This is a genomic window from Stenotrophomonas sp. MH181796 (assembly GCF_009659995.1).
Lineage (GTDB): Bacteria > Pseudomonadota > Gammaproteobacteria > Xanthomonadales > Xanthomonadaceae > Stenotrophomonas > Stenotrophomonas riyadhensis.
This window is the reverse complement of record NZ_RAHU01000005.1, coordinates 87982-106067: the sequence shown is the minus strand read 5'-3', so window position 1 is coordinate 106067 and position 18086 is coordinate 87982. Positions and strand designations below refer to the sequence as shown.

Annotated in this window: 18 protein-coding genes and 4 tRNA genes; 18 read left to right on the top strand and 4 right to left on the bottom strand. The window is 67.0% G+C overall.

The annotated features are described in order from the left end of the window. The first annotated feature begins 186 nt into the window (after nucleotides 1–186). The 11 genes from ccmA (at nucleotide 187) to D5301_RS13430 (ending at nucleotide 8559) form a co-directional block, all read left to right on the top strand. Complete coding sequence (gene ccmA, locus D5301_RS13480) at nucleotides 187–816, top strand: heme ABC exporter ATP-binding protein CcmA (RefSeq protein ID WP_005413987.1); 630 nt, start codon at nucleotides 187–189, stop codon at nucleotides 814–816. Next, nucleotides 813–1508 carry a heme exporter protein CcmB gene (gene ccmB / locus D5301_RS13475; protein ID WP_032129785.1) on the top strand — a complete coding sequence of 232 codons (696 nt, stop codon included), beginning with the start codon at nucleotides 813–815 and terminating at the stop codon, nucleotides 1506–1508. Before ccmA ends, ccmB begins: the two co-directional genes overlap by 4 nt. Before the next feature lie 43 nt (nucleotides 1509–1551). Continuing rightward, the gene (gene ccmC, locus D5301_RS13470) at nucleotides 1552–2322 is read left to right on the top strand and encodes a heme ABC transporter permease CcmC (protein WP_087923100.1); all 771 of its coding nucleotides are present in this window, start codon (nucleotides 1552–1554) and stop codon (nucleotides 2320–2322) included. After that, nucleotides 2319–2507 (top strand): heme exporter protein CcmD, encoded by a 189-nt coding sequence (ccmD, locus tag D5301_RS13465; protein WP_005410342.1) that lies wholly within the window; start codon nucleotides 2319–2321, stop codon nucleotides 2505–2507. Before ccmC ends, ccmD begins: the two co-directional genes overlap by 4 nt. Further along, nucleotides 2504–2965, top strand: a complete 462-nt coding sequence (gene ccmE / locus D5301_RS13460; protein ID WP_014647764.1) for a cytochrome c maturation protein CcmE — start codon at nucleotides 2504–2506, stop codon at nucleotides 2963–2965. Before ccmD ends, ccmE begins: the two co-directional genes overlap by 4 nt. Continuing rightward, nucleotides 2966–4885, top strand: a complete 1920-nt coding sequence (locus tag D5301_RS13455) for a heme lyase CcmF/NrfE family subunit (protein WP_110712896.1) — start codon at nucleotides 2966–2968, stop codon at nucleotides 4883–4885. 8 nt (nucleotides 4886–4893) lie between these two features. Then, nucleotides 4894–5511, top strand: a complete 618-nt coding sequence (locus tag D5301_RS13450) for a DsbE family thiol:disulfide interchange protein (RefSeq protein WP_110712897.1) — start codon at nucleotides 4894–4896, stop codon at nucleotides 5509–5511. A gap of 4 nt (nucleotides 5512–5515) precedes the next feature. Then, on the top strand, nucleotides 5516–5965 hold the full coding sequence (locus D5301_RS13445; protein WP_110712898.1) for a cytochrome c-type biogenesis protein: 450 nt from the start codon (nucleotides 5516–5518) through the stop codon (nucleotides 5963–5965). Further along, nucleotides 5959–6948: a cytochrome C biogenesis protein gene (locus D5301_RS13440; RefSeq protein WP_153855948.1), complete on the top strand. Its 990-nt coding sequence runs from the start codon at nucleotides 5959–5961 to the stop codon at nucleotides 6946–6948. The genes D5301_RS13445 and D5301_RS13440 overlap by 7 nt, the downstream gene beginning before the upstream one ends. 153 nt (nucleotides 6949–7101) lie before the next feature. Further along, a complete protein-coding gene (locus D5301_RS13435) occupies nucleotides 7102–8214 on the top strand; it encodes a homoserine O-acetyltransferase (RefSeq protein WP_153855947.1) in 1113 nt (370 codons plus the stop codon). Beyond that, the gene (locus D5301_RS13430) at nucleotides 8215–8559 is read left to right on the top strand and encodes a DUF1294 domain-containing protein (RefSeq protein WP_164161169.1); all 345 of its coding nucleotides are present in this window, start codon (nucleotides 8215–8217) and stop codon (nucleotides 8557–8559) included. 71 nt (nucleotides 8560–8630) lie between these two features. On the opposite strand, the gene cydC is transcribed toward D5301_RS13430, so the two are convergent. After that, the gene (gene cydC / locus D5301_RS13425) at nucleotides 8631–10304 is read right to left on the bottom strand and encodes a thiol reductant ABC exporter subunit CydC (RefSeq protein WP_153855946.1); all 1674 of its coding nucleotides are present in this window, start codon (nucleotides 10302–10304) and stop codon (nucleotides 8631–8633) included. Further along, nucleotides 10301–12046 (bottom strand): thiol reductant ABC exporter subunit CydD, encoded by a 1746-nt coding sequence (gene cydD / locus D5301_RS13420; RefSeq protein ID WP_153855945.1) that lies wholly within the window; start codon nucleotides 12044–12046, stop codon nucleotides 10301–10303. Before cydD ends, cydC begins: the two co-directional genes overlap by 4 nt. 228 nt (nucleotides 12047–12274) lie before the next feature. On the opposite strand from cydD, the gene D5301_RS13415 reads away from it, so the two are divergent. From D5301_RS13415 to D5301_RS13385, 7 genes are all read left to right on the top strand, one after another. Then, nucleotides 12275–13864, top strand: coding sequence for a cytochrome ubiquinol oxidase subunit I (locus D5301_RS13415; protein WP_071229725.1), 1590 nt, complete (start codon nucleotides 12275–12277; stop codon nucleotides 13862–13864). Nucleotides 13865–13879: 15 nt separating this feature from the next. After that, entirely contained in the window at nucleotides 13880–15031 is a 1152-nt protein-coding gene (gene cydB / locus D5301_RS13410; RefSeq protein WP_153855944.1) for a cytochrome d ubiquinol oxidase subunit II, read from the top strand. A 54-nt stretch (nucleotides 15032–15085) separates the two neighbouring features. Further along, the gene (gene cydX, locus D5301_RS13405; RefSeq protein ID WP_005410354.1) at nucleotides 15086–15202 is read left to right on the top strand and encodes a cytochrome bd-I oxidase subunit CydX; all 117 of its coding nucleotides are present in this window, start codon (nucleotides 15086–15088) and stop codon (nucleotides 15200–15202) included. Between the two features lie 55 nt (nucleotides 15203–15257). Further along, a tRNA-Pro gene (locus tag D5301_RS13400) sits at nucleotides 15258–15334 on the top strand. A gap of 140 nt (nucleotides 15335–15474) precedes the next feature. Then, nucleotides 15475–15551: transfer RNA gene (locus D5301_RS13395), tRNA-Pro, on the top strand. A gap of 140 nt (nucleotides 15552–15691) precedes the next feature. After that, nucleotides 15692–15768: transfer RNA gene (locus D5301_RS13390), tRNA-Pro, on the top strand. A 140-nt stretch (nucleotides 15769–15908) separates the two neighbouring features. Further along, nucleotides 15909–15985: transfer RNA gene (locus tag D5301_RS13385), tRNA-Pro, on the top strand. Between the two features lie 554 nt (nucleotides 15986–16539). On the opposite strand, the gene D5301_RS13380 is transcribed toward D5301_RS13385, so the two are convergent. Next, nucleotides 16540–17289, bottom strand: a complete 750-nt coding sequence (locus tag D5301_RS13380; protein ID WP_153855943.1) for an Imm52 family immunity protein — start codon at nucleotides 17287–17289, stop codon at nucleotides 16540–16542. Further along, nucleotides 17289–18086, bottom strand: coding sequence for a Tox-REase-5 domain-containing protein (locus tag D5301_RS13375; RefSeq protein WP_153855942.1), 798 nt, complete (start codon nucleotides 18084–18086; stop codon nucleotides 17289–17291). The genes D5301_RS13380 and D5301_RS13375 overlap by 1 nt, the downstream gene beginning before the upstream one ends.

Here is an 18086-nt window from a genome sequence, read left to right as displayed (position 1 = left end):
GCCTGGGCTGTGGGGGAACAAGGGATCCGAGTTTACGCAATCCGCGCGACGGTAGTGCCGGCCGCTGGCCGGCAACCTCGGCCCACGCGACTGGCCCCCTGGGGAATTGCCGGCCAGCGGCCGGCACTACCACGGGCTTTCACCGCTACAATTGCCGCCGCACTCCGGCATGAAGACCTTTGCCCCTTGAACACCCCTGCATTGCTGGCCGCCAGCGGCCTGAGCTTTTCCCGCAATGACGAGCCGGTGTTCGGCCCGCTGGACTTCCATGTGGACGCCGGCGAGGCCCTGCTGGTGCAGGGCGGCAATGGCGCCGGCAAGACCACCCTGCTGCGCGTGCTGGCCGGCCTGGCCCGGCCCGGCGCCGGCCAGGTGCGGATCGACGGCAAGCCGGCCAGCAATGCCGAGCGTGCACGCTATGTGGCCTACCTCAGCCATCTGCCGGCCTTGAAGCCAGACCTGGACACGCTGGAGAACCTGCATTTCCTGTGTGGCCTGCACGGCCGTCGCGCACGGCAGATGCCGGGCAACGCGCTGGCCATCGTCGGCCTGGCCGGTTATGAGGACACCCTGGTGCGGCATCTGTCGGCCGGACAGAAGCGGCGGCTGGCACTGGCGCGCATCTGGCTGTCACCGGCGCCGTTGTGGCTGCTCGACGAACCCTATGCCAACCTCGACCTGGAGGGCATCACCCTGGTCAACCGGATGATTTCGGCGCACCTGCGTGCCGGTGGCGCGGCGCTGGTCACCACCCACGGCGCCTACGCCGCACCGCCGGTGCGCACCCGCCAGCTCGACCTCGGCGGTGCCGCATGATCGCGCCGGGTACCGAGCCGGGCCTGTGGCAGACCGCAGCGGCCCTGCTCAAGCGCGACCTGCGCCTGCTCTGGCGCCGCCGCGGCGATGCGCTGCAGCCGCTGCTGTTCGCGGTGCTGGTGGTGGTGCTGTTCGCCCTCGCCCAGGGCCGCGAACCACAGCTGCTGGCCGCCACCGCCGGCGCGGTGCTGTGGCTGGCCGTGCTGCTGGCGGGCCAGCTGTCGCTGGATTCGCTGTTCCGCTCCGACGCCGAGGACGGTTCACTGGAACAATGGCTGCTGGCGCCGGTACCGCTGGCGTGGCTGGTGCTGGTGCGCGTGCTGCTGCATTGGGCCACCACTGCACTGCCGTTGATCGTGGTCAGCCCGCTGCTGGCGGAAATGCTGCATCTGCCGCATGACCAGCTGCCGATGTTGCTGGCATCGTTGCTTCTGGGAACGCCGTTGCTGAGCCTGATCGGTGGCGTGGTCGCCGCGCTGACCGTAGGCATCCGACGCTCTGGTATTCTCGTGGCGTTGCTGTCGTTGCCGCTGTATGTGCCGGTGCTGGTGTTCGGCGCTGGCAGTCTGGCGGCAGCCGGACGCGGACAGGATCCGGTCGGTGCGCTGCTGATGCTGGGCGCCGGCCTGCTGGTCGCGCTGGTGCTGGCACCATTGGCCACCGCCGCTGCAATACGTATTTCTCTGAGTTGACCGAGCTGAGAGCCAATCCACCCCTGCTGGATAGCCGCCACGCATGAATCCGATTGTCCGCTGGTTCCACCAACTCGGTTCGCCTCCCACGTTCGACCGTTTCGCTGCCCGCTGGTCGCGGGTGTTCTACCTCGCGGCGGTGCCGGTGCTGCTGGTCGGCATGTGGCAGGCGCTGCTGGTGGTGCCGCCGGAAGCCAAGCAGCTGGACAGCTTCCGCATCCTCTACATCCACGTGCCCAGTGCCTGGATGAGCCTGTTCGTGTTCGCGCTGATGGCGCTGTATGCCGCAATCGCGCTGATCTGGCGGATCAAGGTCTGCGAGATCCTGGCCATGGCCTGCGCGCCGATGGGTGCCGGTTTCACCCTGATCACCCTGCTCACCGGCAGCATCTGGGGCAAGGGTACCTGGGGCACCTGGTGGGACTGGGACCCGCGCATGACCAGCGAGCTGGTGCTGCTGTTCCTGTACCTGGGCGTGATCGGCCTGTACCACGCCATCGAGGACCGCCGCAGCGCCGCGCGCGCGGCCGGCCTGCTGGCCATCGTCGGTGTCAGCCTGCTGCCGGTGATCCGCTACTCGGTGGACTGGTGGGGCGGCCTGCACCAGCGCCAGTCGATCAACGTGTTCGGTGAATCGGCGATCAGCAGCGCGATGATCGCGCCGCTGTGGTGGATGGTGATCGGCACCAAGTTCTGGTTCGCCGGTTCGGTGCTGGCCAAGGCCCGTGCCGACAATCTCGACCGCGAGGCCGGCAAGGCCTGGGTCGGCGGCCGCGTCGATGCCGAACGCCCGGCCCGGGAGGCCCAGCCATGACCCACCTGCCCTATGTGATCGGCGCCTACGCCGTGTTCGTGCTGGTGCTCGGCGCCGATGCCATCGGTTCATGGCTGCGCCTGCGCGTGGCACGCCGGCTGGCACTGGCCCGGCAGCAACGGCAGCAGACCCGCGCCGGCAGGCAGGACGCAGCGGCGCCGTTGTCGACGGAGCTGGAACGATGACCCCGGTACAGCGTCGCCGCCTGGTCTGGGTGCTGCTGGCCCTGCTCGCCTCCGGCCTGGCCACCGCGCTGGTGGCGATGGCGCTGGAGCGCAACATCGCCTACCTGTACACGCCTTCGGAAGTGCTGCGCGGCGATGTCGATGCGCAGTCGCGCTTCCGCCTCGGCGGCATGGTGGTGAAAGGCTCCTTCAACCGACCGGTCGGCTCGCTGGAGGCCCGCTTTGAAGTGACCGACGGCGACGCGCAACTGGCAGTGACCACGTCGCGGATCCTGCCGGACATGTTCGCCGAAGGCACGGCGGTGGTCGCCAGCGGCCGACTGCAGGACGGCACTTTCGTCGCCGACGAGGTGCTTGCGAAGCACGATGAGAAGTACGTGCCGAAGGAAGTGGCCGACAAGATGGGCGACGCCCATCGCAAGCACGACGTGCCGGTGACGGCACCCGAGGTGCGCTGAGTGCTGCCCGAACTGGGTCAGATCCTGATGTTGTGTGCGTTGCTGGCCTCGCTGCTGCAGGCCGGCCTGCCGCTGGTCGGCGCGCAGCGCAACAACGCCGCATGGATGGCGGTGGCACGACCTGCCGCGTTCGCACAGCTGCTGCTGCTCGCCGGCGCCTTCGCGGTGCTCACCGCTGCGTTCGTGCAGCAGGACTTCTCGGTGCGCTACGTGGCCGAGAACTCCAATTCGCTGCTGCCGATGATCTACCGCTACTCGGCGGTGTGGGGCGCGCACGAGGGCTCACTGCTGATGTGGGCGCTGGTGCTGGCGCTGTGGACCGGCGCGGTGGCGCTGTTCTCGCGGCACCTGCCGGCCCCGGTGCAGGCACGCGTACTGGCGGTGATGGGCGTGGTCAGCGTCGGCTTCCTCGCCTTCCTGATCTTCACTTCCAACCCGTTCCTGCGCCTGAACCCGGCACCGCTGGAAGGCCGCGACCTCAATCCACTGCTGCAGGACCCCGGGCTGATCATCCACCCACCGATGCTCTACATCGGGTATGTCGGCTTCGCGGTGCCGTTCGCATTCGCCGTGGCCGCGCTGCTGGAAGGTCGTGTCGACGCACGCTGGCTGCGCTGGACGCGGCCGTGGACCAACGTCGCCTGGGGCTTCCTGACCCTGGGCATCGCACTGGGCAGCTGGTGGGCCTATTACGAGCTGGGCTGGGGCGGCTGGTGGTTCTGGGACCCGGTGGAAAATGCCAGCTTCATGCCCTGGCTGGTCGGCGCGGCACTGATCCATTCCCAGGCGGTCACTGAGAAGCGCGGCACCTTCGGCAGCTGGACCCTGCTGCTGGCGATCGCCGCCTTCGCGCTGTCGCTGCTGGGCACCTTCCTGGTGCGCTCCGGCGTGCTGACCAGCGTGCATTCGTTCGCCGCCGATCCGTCGCGCGGCCTGTTCATCCTGGTGTTCCTGTCGGTGCTGGTCGGCGGCAGCCTGCTGCTGTACGCGCTGCGCGCCAGCCAGCTGAGCGTGGACGCCGACGATCCGCGCCGTGGCTTCACCGCCACCTCGCGCGAGACCCTGCTGCTGGCCAACAACCTGCTGCTGGCCACCGCCTGCGCGATGGTGCTGCTCGGCACGCTGTACCCGCTGCTGGCCGATGCGCTGTCGCTGGGCAAGATCTCGGTCGGCCCGCCCTACTTCGGCAGTCTGTTCCTGCTGCTGATGGCACCGATGATCCTGCTGCTGCCGTTCGGCCCGCTGGTGAAGTGGCAGCGCGACCAGCCTTCGCGCGCGCTCGCGCTGCTGGCACCGTGGCTGGGCCTGGCGCTGCTGCTGGGCGCGCTGGCCTGGTGGCAGGCGCCGCAGAACGGCTGGAAGGCCGGTCTCGGTGTCGCTGCCGCGGTCTGGGTCGGCTTCGGTACCGCACGCTTCGTCTGGCAACGACTGCGCGGCAACGGCCGCTTCACCGCCGAGATGCTCGGGATGATCGTCGCCCACGCCGGCATTGCCGTGTTCCTGGCTGGCGCGCTGCTGGTGGAAGCCCTGAACGTGCAGCGCGAAGTGGCGTTGGCACCGGGCCAGCAGGTGGTGGTCGGCCGCCACGAAGTACGCTTCGAGGGCGTGGACCATCGCGAAGGCCCCAACTTCATCGCCGACCGTGGTCACCTGCGCGTGTTCCGCGACGGCCGCGAGCTGGCGCTGCTGCATCCAGAGAAGCGCCAGTACGCCAGCGGCGGCCAGGTGATGACCGAGGCCGGCATCGATGCACGCTTCGATGGTGATGTCTACGTGGCATTGGGCGAGCCGCTGGGCAACAATGCATGGGCGGTCCGGGTGCACATCAAGCCGTTCGTGCGCTGGATCTGGCTGGGCGCGCTGCTGATGGCCCTGGGCGGATTCATCACCGCCGCCGATCGCCGTTTCCGTCGTCCGTAGGAGTTCCCATGTCCGAGTCCCCCACCCCGCGCCCCTCCCGCCCGCTGCCGCCGGTAGCCATCGTGATCGGTGTGCTGTTCTTCTTCGGCCTGCTCGGGCTGATGATCTACGGGGTGATGAAATCGGGTGACCCGCAGCGCGACGTACTGCCATCTGCCCTGATCGACAAGCCGGCGCCGGCGTTCGCCCTGCCGGTGCTGCACGATCCCGAGATGATCGTGCACAGCGACGACCTGCGCGGCGCACCCTACCTGTTGAACGTCTGGGGCAGCTGGTGCGCGGCCTGCCGCGAGGAACACCCGGTGCTGACCCGGTTCGCCGAGAGCAAGCGCGTGCGCGTGATCGGCTACAACTGGAAGGACGATCCGACCGACGCGCTGCACTGGCTGGAACAGCTGGGCAACCCGTTCATGGTCGTGCTCAGCGACGTGGAAGGCCGCACCGCGATCGACTGGGGCGTGACCGCCGCACCGGAAACCTTCCTGGTCGATGGCAGCGGCATCGTGCGCTGGAAGTACAGCGGTGCGATGACCCAGCGCGTGGTCGACGAGAAGCTGATCCCGGCACTGGAGAAGATCGAGAAGGCCCAGGGCAATGCCGGCAGCACGCTGCACACGGCGCCCTGAGCCCATGCGCTGGCTGCTGGCGCTGCTGCTCCTGATGCTGCCGCTGGCCGTGCTGGCCCAGCAGCCGCTGCACGATCCGCAGCCGTTGCAGTTCCGCGATGGCGCCGAGGAGCGCCGCTTCCATGACCTGGCTGCGCAGCTGCGCTGCGTGCAGTGCCAGAACCAGTCGTTGGCCGACTCGAACGCGCAGATCGCCCAGGACCTGCGCCGAGAGGTGCTGCAGCTGATGCAGCAAGGCCACGACGACGCCCAGATCAAGCAGTTCCTGGTCGCCCGCTACGGTGAGTTCGTGCTCTATCAACCGCCTCTGCAGCCGGGCACCTGGCTGCTGTGGGGCGGTCCGCTGCTGGTGCTGGGCGCCGGCGCGCTGGTGGTACTGGGCATCGTCCGCCGCCGTGGCCGCACGGTCGCCGCCGCCCCCGCCAACAAGACCGATGAAGGAGACGGATGGTGAGCCATTGGCTGCCGATGCTGGCCGGGCTGGTGGCCGCACTGATGGCGGCGCTGGTGCTGTGGCCGCTGCGCCACCACGGTCGCCGCAGTTTCGTGGTGGGTGTGCTCGCGCTGGGCGTGGCCGGTGCCTGCCTGTATCTGCTGGTCGGTGATCCGCGTGCAGCACAGGTACAACCGACGCCTTCGGTGGCCACCCTGCGCGATGGCGTGCAGGCCCTGCAGGATGCACTGAAGCGAGACCCGCAGCGGGCTGATGGCTGGGCGCTGCTGGGCCGGTCGCAGGCCGAACTGGGCAACGCCGCAGCCGCCGCGGACGCCTTCGCGCGTGCCGCCGCTCTCGCCCCGGAAGACCCCGGCGTGCTGGTGGAAGCCGCGCAGGCACGTGCGCAGGCCGATGCCGGCAAGCAGTTCGATGACACCGCGATGGCCTGGTTGCAGCAGGCCCGTGCACAGGCACCCGATGCCGAGCGCGCCAGCTGGCTGCTGGGCATCGCCCTGCGCCAACGCGGAAAGAACGCCGAGGCTGCCGACGTCTGGAGCGGCCTGCTGCCACGGCTTGAGCCCGGCGCCGCGCAGGCGCTGCAGGCGCAGATCGCCATCGCCCGCGAAGCCGCCGGCCAGCCGTCCGATGCTGCCGCTGCGGCGCCACCAGCGCTGCTGCAGGTGCGTGTGCAGCTGCCTGCGCTGAAGGACGCCGAGTGGCCCGCCAGCACCCAGGTGTTCGTACTGGCCCGCGCCGTAGGCGGACCGCCGATGCCGGTGGCCGCACGCAAGCTGCCCCTGGCCGGTTTCCCGGCCACGGTCGGGCTGGGTGACGGTGACAGCCCGATGCCGACCGCACCGTTGTCCGCACATCGCGAAGTGGAAGTGCTGGCACGCATCTCGCGCAGCGGCAGCGCCAATCGCAGCGAGGACGATCTGCAGAGCACGCCAGTGAAGGTCAGCCTGCCGCATGAGGGCGTGGTGGAGCTACGGTTCCCTTGACGCGCCGCCCGGTAGTGCCGGCCGCTGGCCGGCAACCCCACAGCCGCATCACGATTCATGAGGTTGCCGGCCAGCGGCCGGCACTACCGGGTGCATCGCCGATGGAAACCAGCGTGTCGCCAGCTCCACATGCGGCCCCGCTAGAATGCCCGCATGACCGAATTCATCCCGCCCGGCACCCGCTTCCACGCCCTGCCCTCGCCGTTCCCGTTCAAACGCGGCGGCGCCCTGCACGGCGCACGCGTGGCCTACGAAACCTGGGGAACGCTGGCCGCCGACGCCAGCAACGCGATCCTGATCGTGACCGGCCTGTCGCCGGATGCACACGCCGCGGCCAATGACGCCAACCCCGCAGCGGGCTGGTGGGAAGGCATGGTCGGCCCCGGCAAGCCGATCGATACCGACCGCTGGTACGTGGTATGCGTGAACTCGCTGGGCAGCTGCAAGGGCTCGACCGGCCCCGCTTCGCTCAACCCGGCCAGCGGTGAGCCCTATCGTCTGGACTTCCCCGAACTGTCGATCGAAGACGGCGCACGTGCCGCCATCGAAGTCGTGCGTGCACTGGGCATCGAGCAGCTGACCTGCGTGATCGGCAATTCAATGGGCGGTATGACCGCGCTCGCCGTGCTGATGCTGCATCCGGGCATCGCGCGCAGCCATGTCAACATTTCCGGCAGTGCGCAGGCGCTGCCGTTCTCGATCGCGATCCGCTCGCTGCAGCGCGAGGCGATCCGTCTCGATCCGCGCTGGAATGGTGGTCGCTACGACGATGCCGAGTATCCCGAGTCCGGCATGCGCATGGCGCGCAAGCTGGGCGTGATCACCTACCGCTCCGCACTGGAATGGGATGGCCGCTTCGGCCGCGTGCGGCTGGATTCGGACCAGACCGACGACGATCCGTTCGGTCTGGAATTCCAGGTGGAAAGCTATCTGGAAGGCCACGCACGGCGCTTCGTGCGTTTCTTCGATCCCAACTGCTATCTGTACCTGAGCCGCTCGATGGACTGGTTCGACCTGGCTGAGTATGCCGACGGCGACGTGCTGGCCGGGCTGGCGAAGATCCGGGTGGAGAAGGCACTGGCCATCGGCGCCAACACCGACATCCTGTTCCCGGTGCAGCAGCAGCAACAGGTCGCCGACGGCCTGCGTGCCGGCGGTGCCGATGCGCGCTTCGTCGGATTGGACTCGCCGCAGGGCCATGACGCCTTCCTCGTCGATTTCGAGCGTTTCGGCCCGGCCGTGCGCGGCTTCCTCGACGCGCTGTAAGTGGCATGGCGGCGTAACCTCGCGCTGGCCGCGTTCGGCGCGTTGATCGCGCTGATGATCAGCGGCGTGCTGCCGCTGTGGCTGGGTGGCTGGTGCCTGCTGGCCAGTGCAGTGTCGTTCGCGCTGTATGGCCACGACAAGCGCGCGGCACAGCGAAAGCAATGGCGGATCCCGGAACGAACCCTGCAGTTGCTGGCTTTTGCCGGGGGCTGGCCGGGTGCATTGCTGGGCCAGGCGCTGTTCCGCCACAAGCATCGCAAAGCCGAATTCCAGTGGGTGTTCTGGCTGTGCGTGCTGGCCAACGTGGCCTCGATCGCGGTGATGCTGCGCGAGTTCTCGCGCTAACCCTCGCAATCGGTAGTGCCGGCCGCTGGCCGGCAATCATGGGGTTGCCGGCCAGCGGCCGGCACTACCATTCACGCTTCGCGCTCCAACACCCCATCACGCAACCGGTACTGCGCATCGACCACGCCGTCGGGCAGGTCGTCGTGGGTGATCATCAGCAGGCTGCGCCCGTCCAGCAATCCGGAAAGATCCTGCAGCAGCGCGCGCGCGGTATCCACGTCGAGGCCTTCGGTCGGTTCGTCCAGCAGCAGGATCGGCGCATTGCGCAGCAGCGCGCGCGCCAGCGCCAGACGTCGTGCCTGGCCGGCCGACATCGTCGCGCCGTTCTCGCCCACCCAGGTCTGCAGGCCACCGTTGCGCTCGGCCCAGTCGCCCAGGCGCACGCGACGCAACACCGCCCACAACGCGGCGTCACTGGCGTCGGGATCACCCAATCGCAGGTTCTCGGCCACGCTGCCGGCAAACACCGGCGCGTTCTGCGGCAGCCACGCCAGTTGCCGGTGCCAGTCGGCCTGGGCGAAATCACGCAGGTCGCGGCCACCGTAGGTCAGCCGTCCCTGCTGCGGATCCCATAGCCGCAGCAGCAGGCTCGACAGCGTGGTCTTGCCACTGCCGCTGTCGCCGCGAATCGCGATACGCTCGCCCGGCGCCAGGGTCAGCTGCAGACCGGACAACACCGGCCGCGCCGCACCGGGCCACTGGAAGTGCACGTCATCCCAGTGCACGCGCGCGGCCTGCGGCACTGCCTGCGGCACCTGCGGGTCCTCCACCGTCGGCGGTTGCTCGACGATGGCCTGCAACCGATCGGCGGCAATGCGCCCGGACTGCAGCGACTGCCAGGCCAGGCCCATGCCGGCCCACAGCTCGATCAACGCCACGGTCAGGAACACCAGGCCCGCGGCCATCTCCGGCGCGATGCGCTGCTGTTCGGCCGCATGCAGGGCCAATGCCAGCATCGCCACCAGGCCCAGCCCGGCGACCAGGCCATGCAGGGTCGAGGCCGCGATCAGGCGCCAGCGCCGACGACGATCCCGCGAAGCCAGCTGCTTGGCGGCCACACGCACCTTCAGCTGCCAGGCCGCATCGGCATGCAGCGCAGCCAGATCACCGGCCCCTTCCAGCCCTTCGAATGCAGCGGTGCGCAACGCAGCGCGGTGCGCGGCACGATCGGCCTCTTCGTCGTCATGGCCACGCACGCCCAGCCAGGGCACACCGAAGGCGATCAGCAGCGCCAGCACCGCCAGCAGTACCGCTGCCGAGGGCAGGATCAGCGCTGCCGAGGCGACCGCCACCAGTGACAGCGCACCCAGCGCCACCAGCGGCCCGATCGCACGCACCAGCAGGCCATCCACCTCGCCGATGTCCCCCAGCAGCCGCGCCAGCAGCTCGCCGGTACGCGTGGCCCCCAGCCGCGCCGGTGCCAGTGGCAGCGCGCGGCGGAAGAACCACACGCGCAGGTCGCGGGCGATGCGCAGCGTGGCATCGTGGCCGACCAGCTTTTCGAAGTAGCGCGACACGATGCGCGCCATGGTCAGGCCACGGATGCCGGCCGAGGGTGAGAAGAAGTTGAAGCCCTGGCCGAGGCCGGCTGCACCGGCCAGCGCGGCCGCCGTGAGGAACCCACCGGACAGGCCGAGCAGCGCCGTGCCGGCCAGCATCGTGGTCCACAGCAGCAGCATGGTCAGCAACAAGCGCGGCCGGTGGCGCAGGAACACCGCGCGCAGCGAATCAGACGAACGGCTCATGCGCGCACCGCCTGTGCCGGTTCCACCAGGCGGCCTTCCGGCAACAGCAGGCAACGGTCAGCCCACGCGATCACCGCGGGGCTGTGGGTGGCGACCACCACGCTGCGCCCGCGTGCATACGCGGCCAGGCTGCGCAGCAGGGCCGCTTCGGTATCGGCATCGAGGAACGCGGTGGGCTCGTCCAGCAGCAGCACCTGCGGATCACGCAGCAACAGGCGGGCCAGGCCGATGCGGCGGGCTTCGCCACCGGACAGGCCGAAGCCGCGCTCGCCGATCACCGTGTCCAGCCCCTGCGGCAGGCGCTGGACAAACTGCAGGACCTGCGAGGCCTCGGCCACCGCGCGCAGCCGCGCATCGCTGGCACCGGGATCAGCCAGGCGCAGGTTGTCGGCGATGCTGCCGTGGAACAGGTACGGTCGCTGGCTGGCATAAGCCACCTGCACGCCGGGCCGCAACTGCAGCTTGCCGGCGCGCGGTGGCAACCAACCGGCCAGCGCCTCCAGCAGCGTGCTTTTGCCGGATCCGCTGGGACCGACCAGGGCCAGGCGCTGGCCCGGCTCCAGCAGCACGTCCAGATCCTGCAGCACATCCTGCGGCGCGCCCAACGGGCGCAGCACCAGCCCTTGTGCCTGCAGCGGCGGCAAGGCGGCCTCGGCCGGCTCCGCCGCCAGCGGTGCAACCTCGTTCTCGATCAGGCCCTGCTCATCGGGCAGCGACTGCAGCAGGCGCTCCACTTCGGCGGCGGCGGCCAGTGCGTTGGCACGATCATGGTAGTGCGCGGCCAGCCGTCGCAGCGGCGCATAGAATTCCGGTGCCAGCAGCAGGCAGAACAGGCCCGCACCCAGCGTCGGCACCGCTGCATGCAGCGACATCATGCCCAGATAGCTCAGGCCCAGGTACAGCGCGACCATCGCCACGCTCACCGAGGCGAAGAATTCCAGCACCGTGGACGACAGGAACGCGATCCGCAGCACCTTCAGCGTACGCACGCGCACGCCTTCGGCGGCCGCCTCGATACCCTCCAGCTCAGCCTCACCGCGGCCATACAGGCGCAGCAGACCCAGGCCCTTGATCCGGTCGGCGAAATGGCCGCTCATGCGCGCCAGCTCACCCAGCTGTGCGCGCCCGGCCGCTTCAGCGCCCCAGCCCACCAGCATCATGAAGAACGGCACCAGCGGCGCGGTGAACAGCAGGATCAGCGCCACCACCCAGTCGACCCAGGCGACCGCGGCCAGGATCAGCAGCGGCACCACCACCACTTCAGTGCGCACCGGCAGGAAGCCGCTGTAATAGCTCTCGATCGCATCGCCGTGATGCAGCATCAGTTCGCCCAGTTCGCCGGTGCGGCGCTGCCGCAGCCACAGTGGGCCGTGGCCCAGCAGGCGTGCGAACACGCGTTCGCGCAATGCCAGGCGTGCGGCGTCGGCCACGTCACCGGCGGCGGCCTGGGTGGCGCTGCCCAGCAGGGTGCGCAGCACCAGGATCACCGCCAGTCCCGCCAGCACCGGTAGGCCCGATGCCAGCGGCGCGCGCTCCACCAGCACCTGCTGCACCAGCCAGGCGATGGCGGCAGCCTGGCCGATCAACAGTGCGCCGGACAGGCTGATGCACAGCGCGGCCAGACGCTGGCGGCCCCGGGCGGAGCATGCCAGATCGGCCAGCCAGGCCGTGCGGACACGCCGCTGGCGGGCGGTTTCAGCTTCCGGGGACAGGCCGTCAGGGGTCGTTTCGGCAGCGCTCAAGAGGTCTTCACGGGCAACGGGGGAGACACGGCATTGTAGGCGCAGGCAATAGCCCGCCCCTGCGGCCGGCGGTCGCAGTCTTCATCAGGTTCGCATACGATCCCTTCGCACACCTGTTCATACATTGATCTGGATCAAGGCTGTTTGAAGTAGTCGGTCACATCATTCACGTCGTAGACCACCCTTCCCGCCACCTGCAACGGCACTATCCAACGAGGTAGCCAGGCCATGATTGATCAGACAGTCGTAGAACTGTCGCGGCTGCAATTCGCGCTGACCGCGATGTACCACTTCCTATTCGTACCGCTCACCCTCGGCCTGTCCTTCATGGTGGCCATCATGGAGAGCGTGTACGTGATGACCGGCAAGGAGATCTGGCGCAGGATGACCCTGTTCTGGGGCGTCCTGTTCGGCATCAACTTCGCCATGGGCGTCGCCACCGGCATCGTCATGGAGTTCCAGTTCGGCATGAACTGGTCCTACTACAGCCACTACGTGGGTGACATCTTCGGTGCGCCGCTGGCCATCGAAGGCCTGATGGCGTTCTTCCTGGAAGCCACCTTCGTCGGCCTGTTCTTCTTCGGCTGGAACCGCCTGACCAAGGTCAAGCACCTGATGGTGACCTGGCTGATGGCGCTGGGCACCAACCTGTCGGCGATCTGGATCCTGATCGCCAACGGCTGGATGCAGAACCCGACCGGCGCGGTGTTCAACCCGGAAACCATGCGCATGGAAGTCGTCGACTTCATGGCCGTGGTGTTCAACCCGGTGGCGCAGGCCAAGTTCGTGCACACCGTCAGCGCCGGTTACGTGACCGGTGCGGTGTTCGTGATGGCGATCAGCGCCCTGTTCCTGCTTCGCAACAAGCACAAGGACCTGGCCCGTCGTTCGTTCGCGGTGGCCGCAGCCTTCGGCCTGCTGTCGTCGCTGTCGGTGGTGGTGCTGGGTGACGAGAGCGGTTACGCCGCCAGCGAACACCAGAAGATGAAGCTGGCCGCGATCGAAGCAATGTGGGAGACCGAGCGTGCGCCGGCCGATTTCACCGCCTTCGGCATCCCGAACCAGGAAACCCACCAGAACGACTACGCGGTGAAGATCCCGTACCTGATGGGACTGATCGCCACCCGTTCGTTGAACCAGCCGATTCCGGGCATCCTGGAACTGGTCGAGCGCGCCGAACACCGCGTGCGCGGCGGCCAGCTGGCCTACGGTGCGCTGGAACGCCTGCGTGCGAACAAGAACGACGTTGAAGCGCGCGAGATGTTCGACCGCCATTGGCAGGACCTGGGCCATGGCCTGCTGCTCAAGCGCTACCGCGATGACATCCTCAACGCCACCCCGCAGGAAATCTCGCAGGCGGCGATGGACACCGTGCCGCGCGTGATGCCGCTGTTCTGGACCTTCCGCGTGATGGCCGGCCTGGGCTTCTACCTGATCGCCTTCTTCGCACTGGCCTTCTACTACTCCTGCCGCAACAACTTCCAGGACAAGCGCTGGTTCCTGCGCCTGGCCCTGTGGACGCTGCCGGCACCGTGGATCGCGATCGAATGTGGCTGGTTCGTGGCCGAGTACGGTCGCCAGCCGTGGGCGGTCGACGGCGTGCTGCCGACCTTCTATGCGGCATCGGGCCTGGCCCTGCATGAAATCGTGCTGACCCTTGCCGGCTTCACCGCGATCTACACCGCGCTGATCGTGGTCGAGATCAAGCTGATGCTCAAGGCGATCCGCAAGGGTCCGGACGAGGTGCTGCCGTCGCTGCAGTCGCCCCAGCCGCATGCTTCCCACAATGCCTCGGCGCCGGCCGCCGGCCAGGCCTGAGGCAGGAGAACCAAGATGGATTTCATTCTTCTGGACTACACCACGCTGCGCGTGATCTGGTGGCTGCTGCTCGGCATCCTGCTGATCGGTTTCGCCGTGATGGATGGTTTCGACCTGGGCGTGGGCACCCTGCTGCCCTTCGTCGCCCGCAACGACGCCGAGCGCCGGCTGGTGATCAACACCATCGGCCCGGTATGGGAAGGCAATCAGGTGTGGCTGGTACTCGGTGGCGGTGCGATCTTCGCCGCCTGGCCGCCGCTGTACGCGGTCAGCTTCTCCGGGTTCTACCTGGCGATGTTCGTGATCCTGTTCGCCCTGATCCTGCGTCCGGTCGGCTTCAAGTTCCGCAGCAAGATGCCCAGCGAGCGCTGGCGCAACACCTGGGACTGGGCGCTGTTCATCGGCGGCTTCATCCCGGCGCTGATCATGGGCGTGGCGGTGGGCAACGTGCTGCTGGGCGTGCCGTTCCACTTCGATGACAGCATGCGCATCTTCTACACCGGCTCGTTCTTCGGCCTGCTGATGCCCTTCGCGCTGCTGGCCGGCCTGCTCAGCGTGTCGATGCTGGTCGCCCACGGTGCCGCCATGCTGGTGCTGAAGACCGACGGCCCGGTGGCCGAGCGTGCGGCCCGCTTCGGCAGCATCGCCGCGATCATCGCCTTCGTGCTCTTTGCGGTCGGCGGTGCCTGGGTGGCCTTCGGCCTGCCCGGTTACCAGATCACCTCGCAGGTGGTCACCGACGGCGCCACCAATCCGCTGCTGAAGACCGCCGAACTCGGCGCCGCCGGTGGCTGGATGCGCAACTACAGTGCGATGCCGGCCACGATCCTGGCCCCGCTGCTCGGCCTGGCCGGCCTGCTGGCCAGTGCGGTGCTGCTGCGTGCCCGTCGCGGCGGCCTGGCCTTCATCGCCTCCGGAGCGGCCATCGCCGGCATCATCCTGACCGTCGGCTTCGCCATCTTCCCGTTCCTGCTGCCGTCCTCGAGCCAGCCCACCTCCAGCCTGACCGTGTGGGATGCCTCGTCCAGCCACCTGACCCTGTGGATCATGCTGCTGGCCACTGGGGTGTTCCTGCCGATCATCATCGGTTACACCACCTGGGTGTACCGCGTGCTGAAGGGCAAGACCACCACCGAAGAGATGGGCAACAACCCGAACGCTTACTGAGTGCCGATGTGCCGGCCCAGGGTCGGCACATCCGCTGGACAAAGGAGACTGATCATGTGGTATTTCGCCTGGATTCTCGGTGCCGGCCTCGCCTCGACGGTGGCCATCCTCAACGGCATGTGGTTCGAAGCCCGCGAGCAGAACCGCATCGAGAAAGAAAATCGTCGCTGAGTTGTAAAAAAACCTTGCCGCCTTGGCCTTCACACGGTATCTTAGGCGGCTCCTTCGGGGTGTAGCTCAGTCTGGTAGAGCGCTACGTTCGGGACGTAGAGGTCGCAGGTTCGAATCCTGTCTCCCCGACCACTCATGTGGTCGCATTGAAGCCTGGTGAAGTCGTCCAGGCTTTTTTGTTCCCTGAAGTGGCACTGCTTCGGCAGTGTGAAGAAAACAGCATTTACCCCTTGCCGCCATCGGGGTGAATCGCTAGAATAGGCGGCTCCCTTCGGGGTGTAGCTCAGTCTGGTAGAGCGCTACGTTCGGGACGTAGAGGTCGCAGGTTCGAATCCTGTCTCCCCGACCACTCATGTGGTCGCATTGAAGCCTGGTGAAGTCGTCCAGGCTTTTTTGTTCCCTGAAGTGGCACTGCTTCGGCAGTGTGAAGAAAACAGCATTTACCCCTTGCCGCCATCGGGGTGAATCGCTAGAATAGGCGGCTCCCTTCGGGGTGTAGCTCAGTCTGGTAGAGCGCTACGTTCGGGACGTAGAGGTCGCAGGTTCGAATCCTGTCTCCCCGACCACTCATGTGGTCGCATTGAAGCCTGGTGAAGTCGTCCAGGCTTTTTTGTTCCCTGAAGTGGCACTGCTTCGGCAGTGTGAAGAAAACAGCATTTACCCCTTGCCGCCATCGGGGTGAATCGCTAGAATAGGCGGCTCCCTTCGGGGTGTAGCTCAGTCTGGTAGAGCGCTACGTTCGGGACGTAGAGGTCGCAGGTTCGAATCCTGTCTCCCCGACCACTTCGGTGGTCACCAAGAAGCCTGGAAGACGACAGTCCTCCGGGTTTTTTTGTGTCTGGCGCTTGGCGGCCCTGCCTGTGAAGCGCTGCAACGGGGCAAGGCAGCCGCCCTGCCCCGCCACACGGCCCGGAGTCAGCAGGGCCGCACGTTAAGGCTGGCATACAGGCCCAGCACGCGACTGGCCTGCATCAGGCCCTCCATCGCGCGACCGCCTGCGTCCTGGCCCGGCCCGCCATCCTGCTGCGCCCGCCATGGAACACGGACGGATTGCCAGCCGGCGCCGTACGAGGCGACGCTGGCTGACAAGCGCAAACACGGCTGAGGCTCGAGTTTGCGGTGGTGGGCATTCGCGCCATTGCGGTGATTCGTGCGATTCCCATCATTGTTGCGCGGGGTCTGTAGTGGTCCTGCATCCTGCTGGGCAAGCGCTTGGCAGGTGTCAGGTGTCACGCTGCCTGGGAAGTGACGCCCACAGGGCGCCTGCGCACAGCACCAGCACCAGCACGACAGATCGCGCACGCGGGGAGCATTCCGTGCGAAAACCGGAAATGGCCCTAGCCCTTGAGGCTCGGGTCCGTTACCGGCAACAGGTCATAGCTGGCCAGATCCATTTCGACGCGGTGTACCTTGTCCACCTGCGCGTCGTCAGTGGGGTCGAACATGCCTGGCACCGAGACAATGACCGTGCCCTGGCCATCGACCGCGTGGACCGCATGTGCGTCGGGGATCTGCGCGTGGGTGATCTGCGCAGGAACGAAGCCCATCCAGCCAAAGTAGCGACGGTGTTGGTACAAGCGCCGATCAAGCTGGTACGTCACCAGCCCCTTCTCGCGCGTCTGCGCTTTGACATCCGTACAGGCATAGAGGGGCTTGACTTCCTCCACCAGACCTATCATTGCATTCAGCATCAGATCTGGCACGGCTTCACCAAATGGTTCGATCCCAACAAGACGGAACTTATGGGAGCCCATTGTGGGATCCAAGCCGAGCACGACCAGACCTGGCATGCGCCAATCACGACCATTGTCTACGTTGGCCAGCAACAGTGAAGCGCCAAGCTCATTGAAATCCCCAAATCTTCCGCGATCCTTCTCGATATCCCGTTCCATCCTGGCGAGGATCGCACCGGTGTCCTCCAACGGTATTGACTTTCCCTTTGCGCTCGATGGCAGCGCATACCAGCGTTTCATCAACGGGTGTAGCGACGCAAGACGTTCTGTTGCCTGTACCGCCAAACCAAGTAACTGGTCGGGAGATCGGGACACAGGGTCCGTTCGCAAGTTTGCTTGGACACTGACAATCATCAAATCTCTCCACGGAATGGTATGTGCCTGCAAAGCATTGGATCGACATACTCCGCTGCAATGGCTGCGGCCATCGTTCGAGGTTGCATGAAGCACCACAGGAGCTTTGCTTGCCGACCTGCAACGCCGATGGCGCTGCGCTGCCTGTTCATCTGCAATCCCCAAGGCCTGAGAACTCCATGTTCCACAAACTCATATCTGGGAAGTCCTCTTTCATCAAAGAAATGCTCATACCTCCCCTTCGCTTCCACCACCGTGCAGTCCTTCAACCAGAACCCATCAAACTCACAGGCGTTGAAATGCCATTCCTGCACGGTGCGTGAGAACCCATCGCGCTCAAGGTAGTCAAACAACGTATCCACCGAGAATAGCCGCCGATCAGGATCCGCCTTGTCGGCGACCATGAAACCAAAGCGCAGCGGCGCCGAGCGTAGATTGGCGATGTACAGCTGGTACTCGTAGTTGATCAGGTTGCTTTGGGTCACATAGCGCGGGCTGAGAGGCGGACCGATGAACCCCTCCTTCAGCAGGCACTCGTTGCACGCGGTCTCGTCGGGCATCTGCGAGCAGTCCACCTCCCGCGCCTTGGCCGTCGGCTCGGCGCGCGCATCGGGCCTGGCTTCACCACGCACCCGCTGCTGGATTCCGTACACGGCATCGCGGATGCCATCGACCACATCGCCGGTGGTCGGCCCGCCGTAGGGATCCACCGGGTTGCCGTCTTCGTCGACGGTGCCGGTACCGCCTCCCACGCCTGGCCCCAGCCAGGGCCGGGGTCCGATGATTCTGGTGCCCAT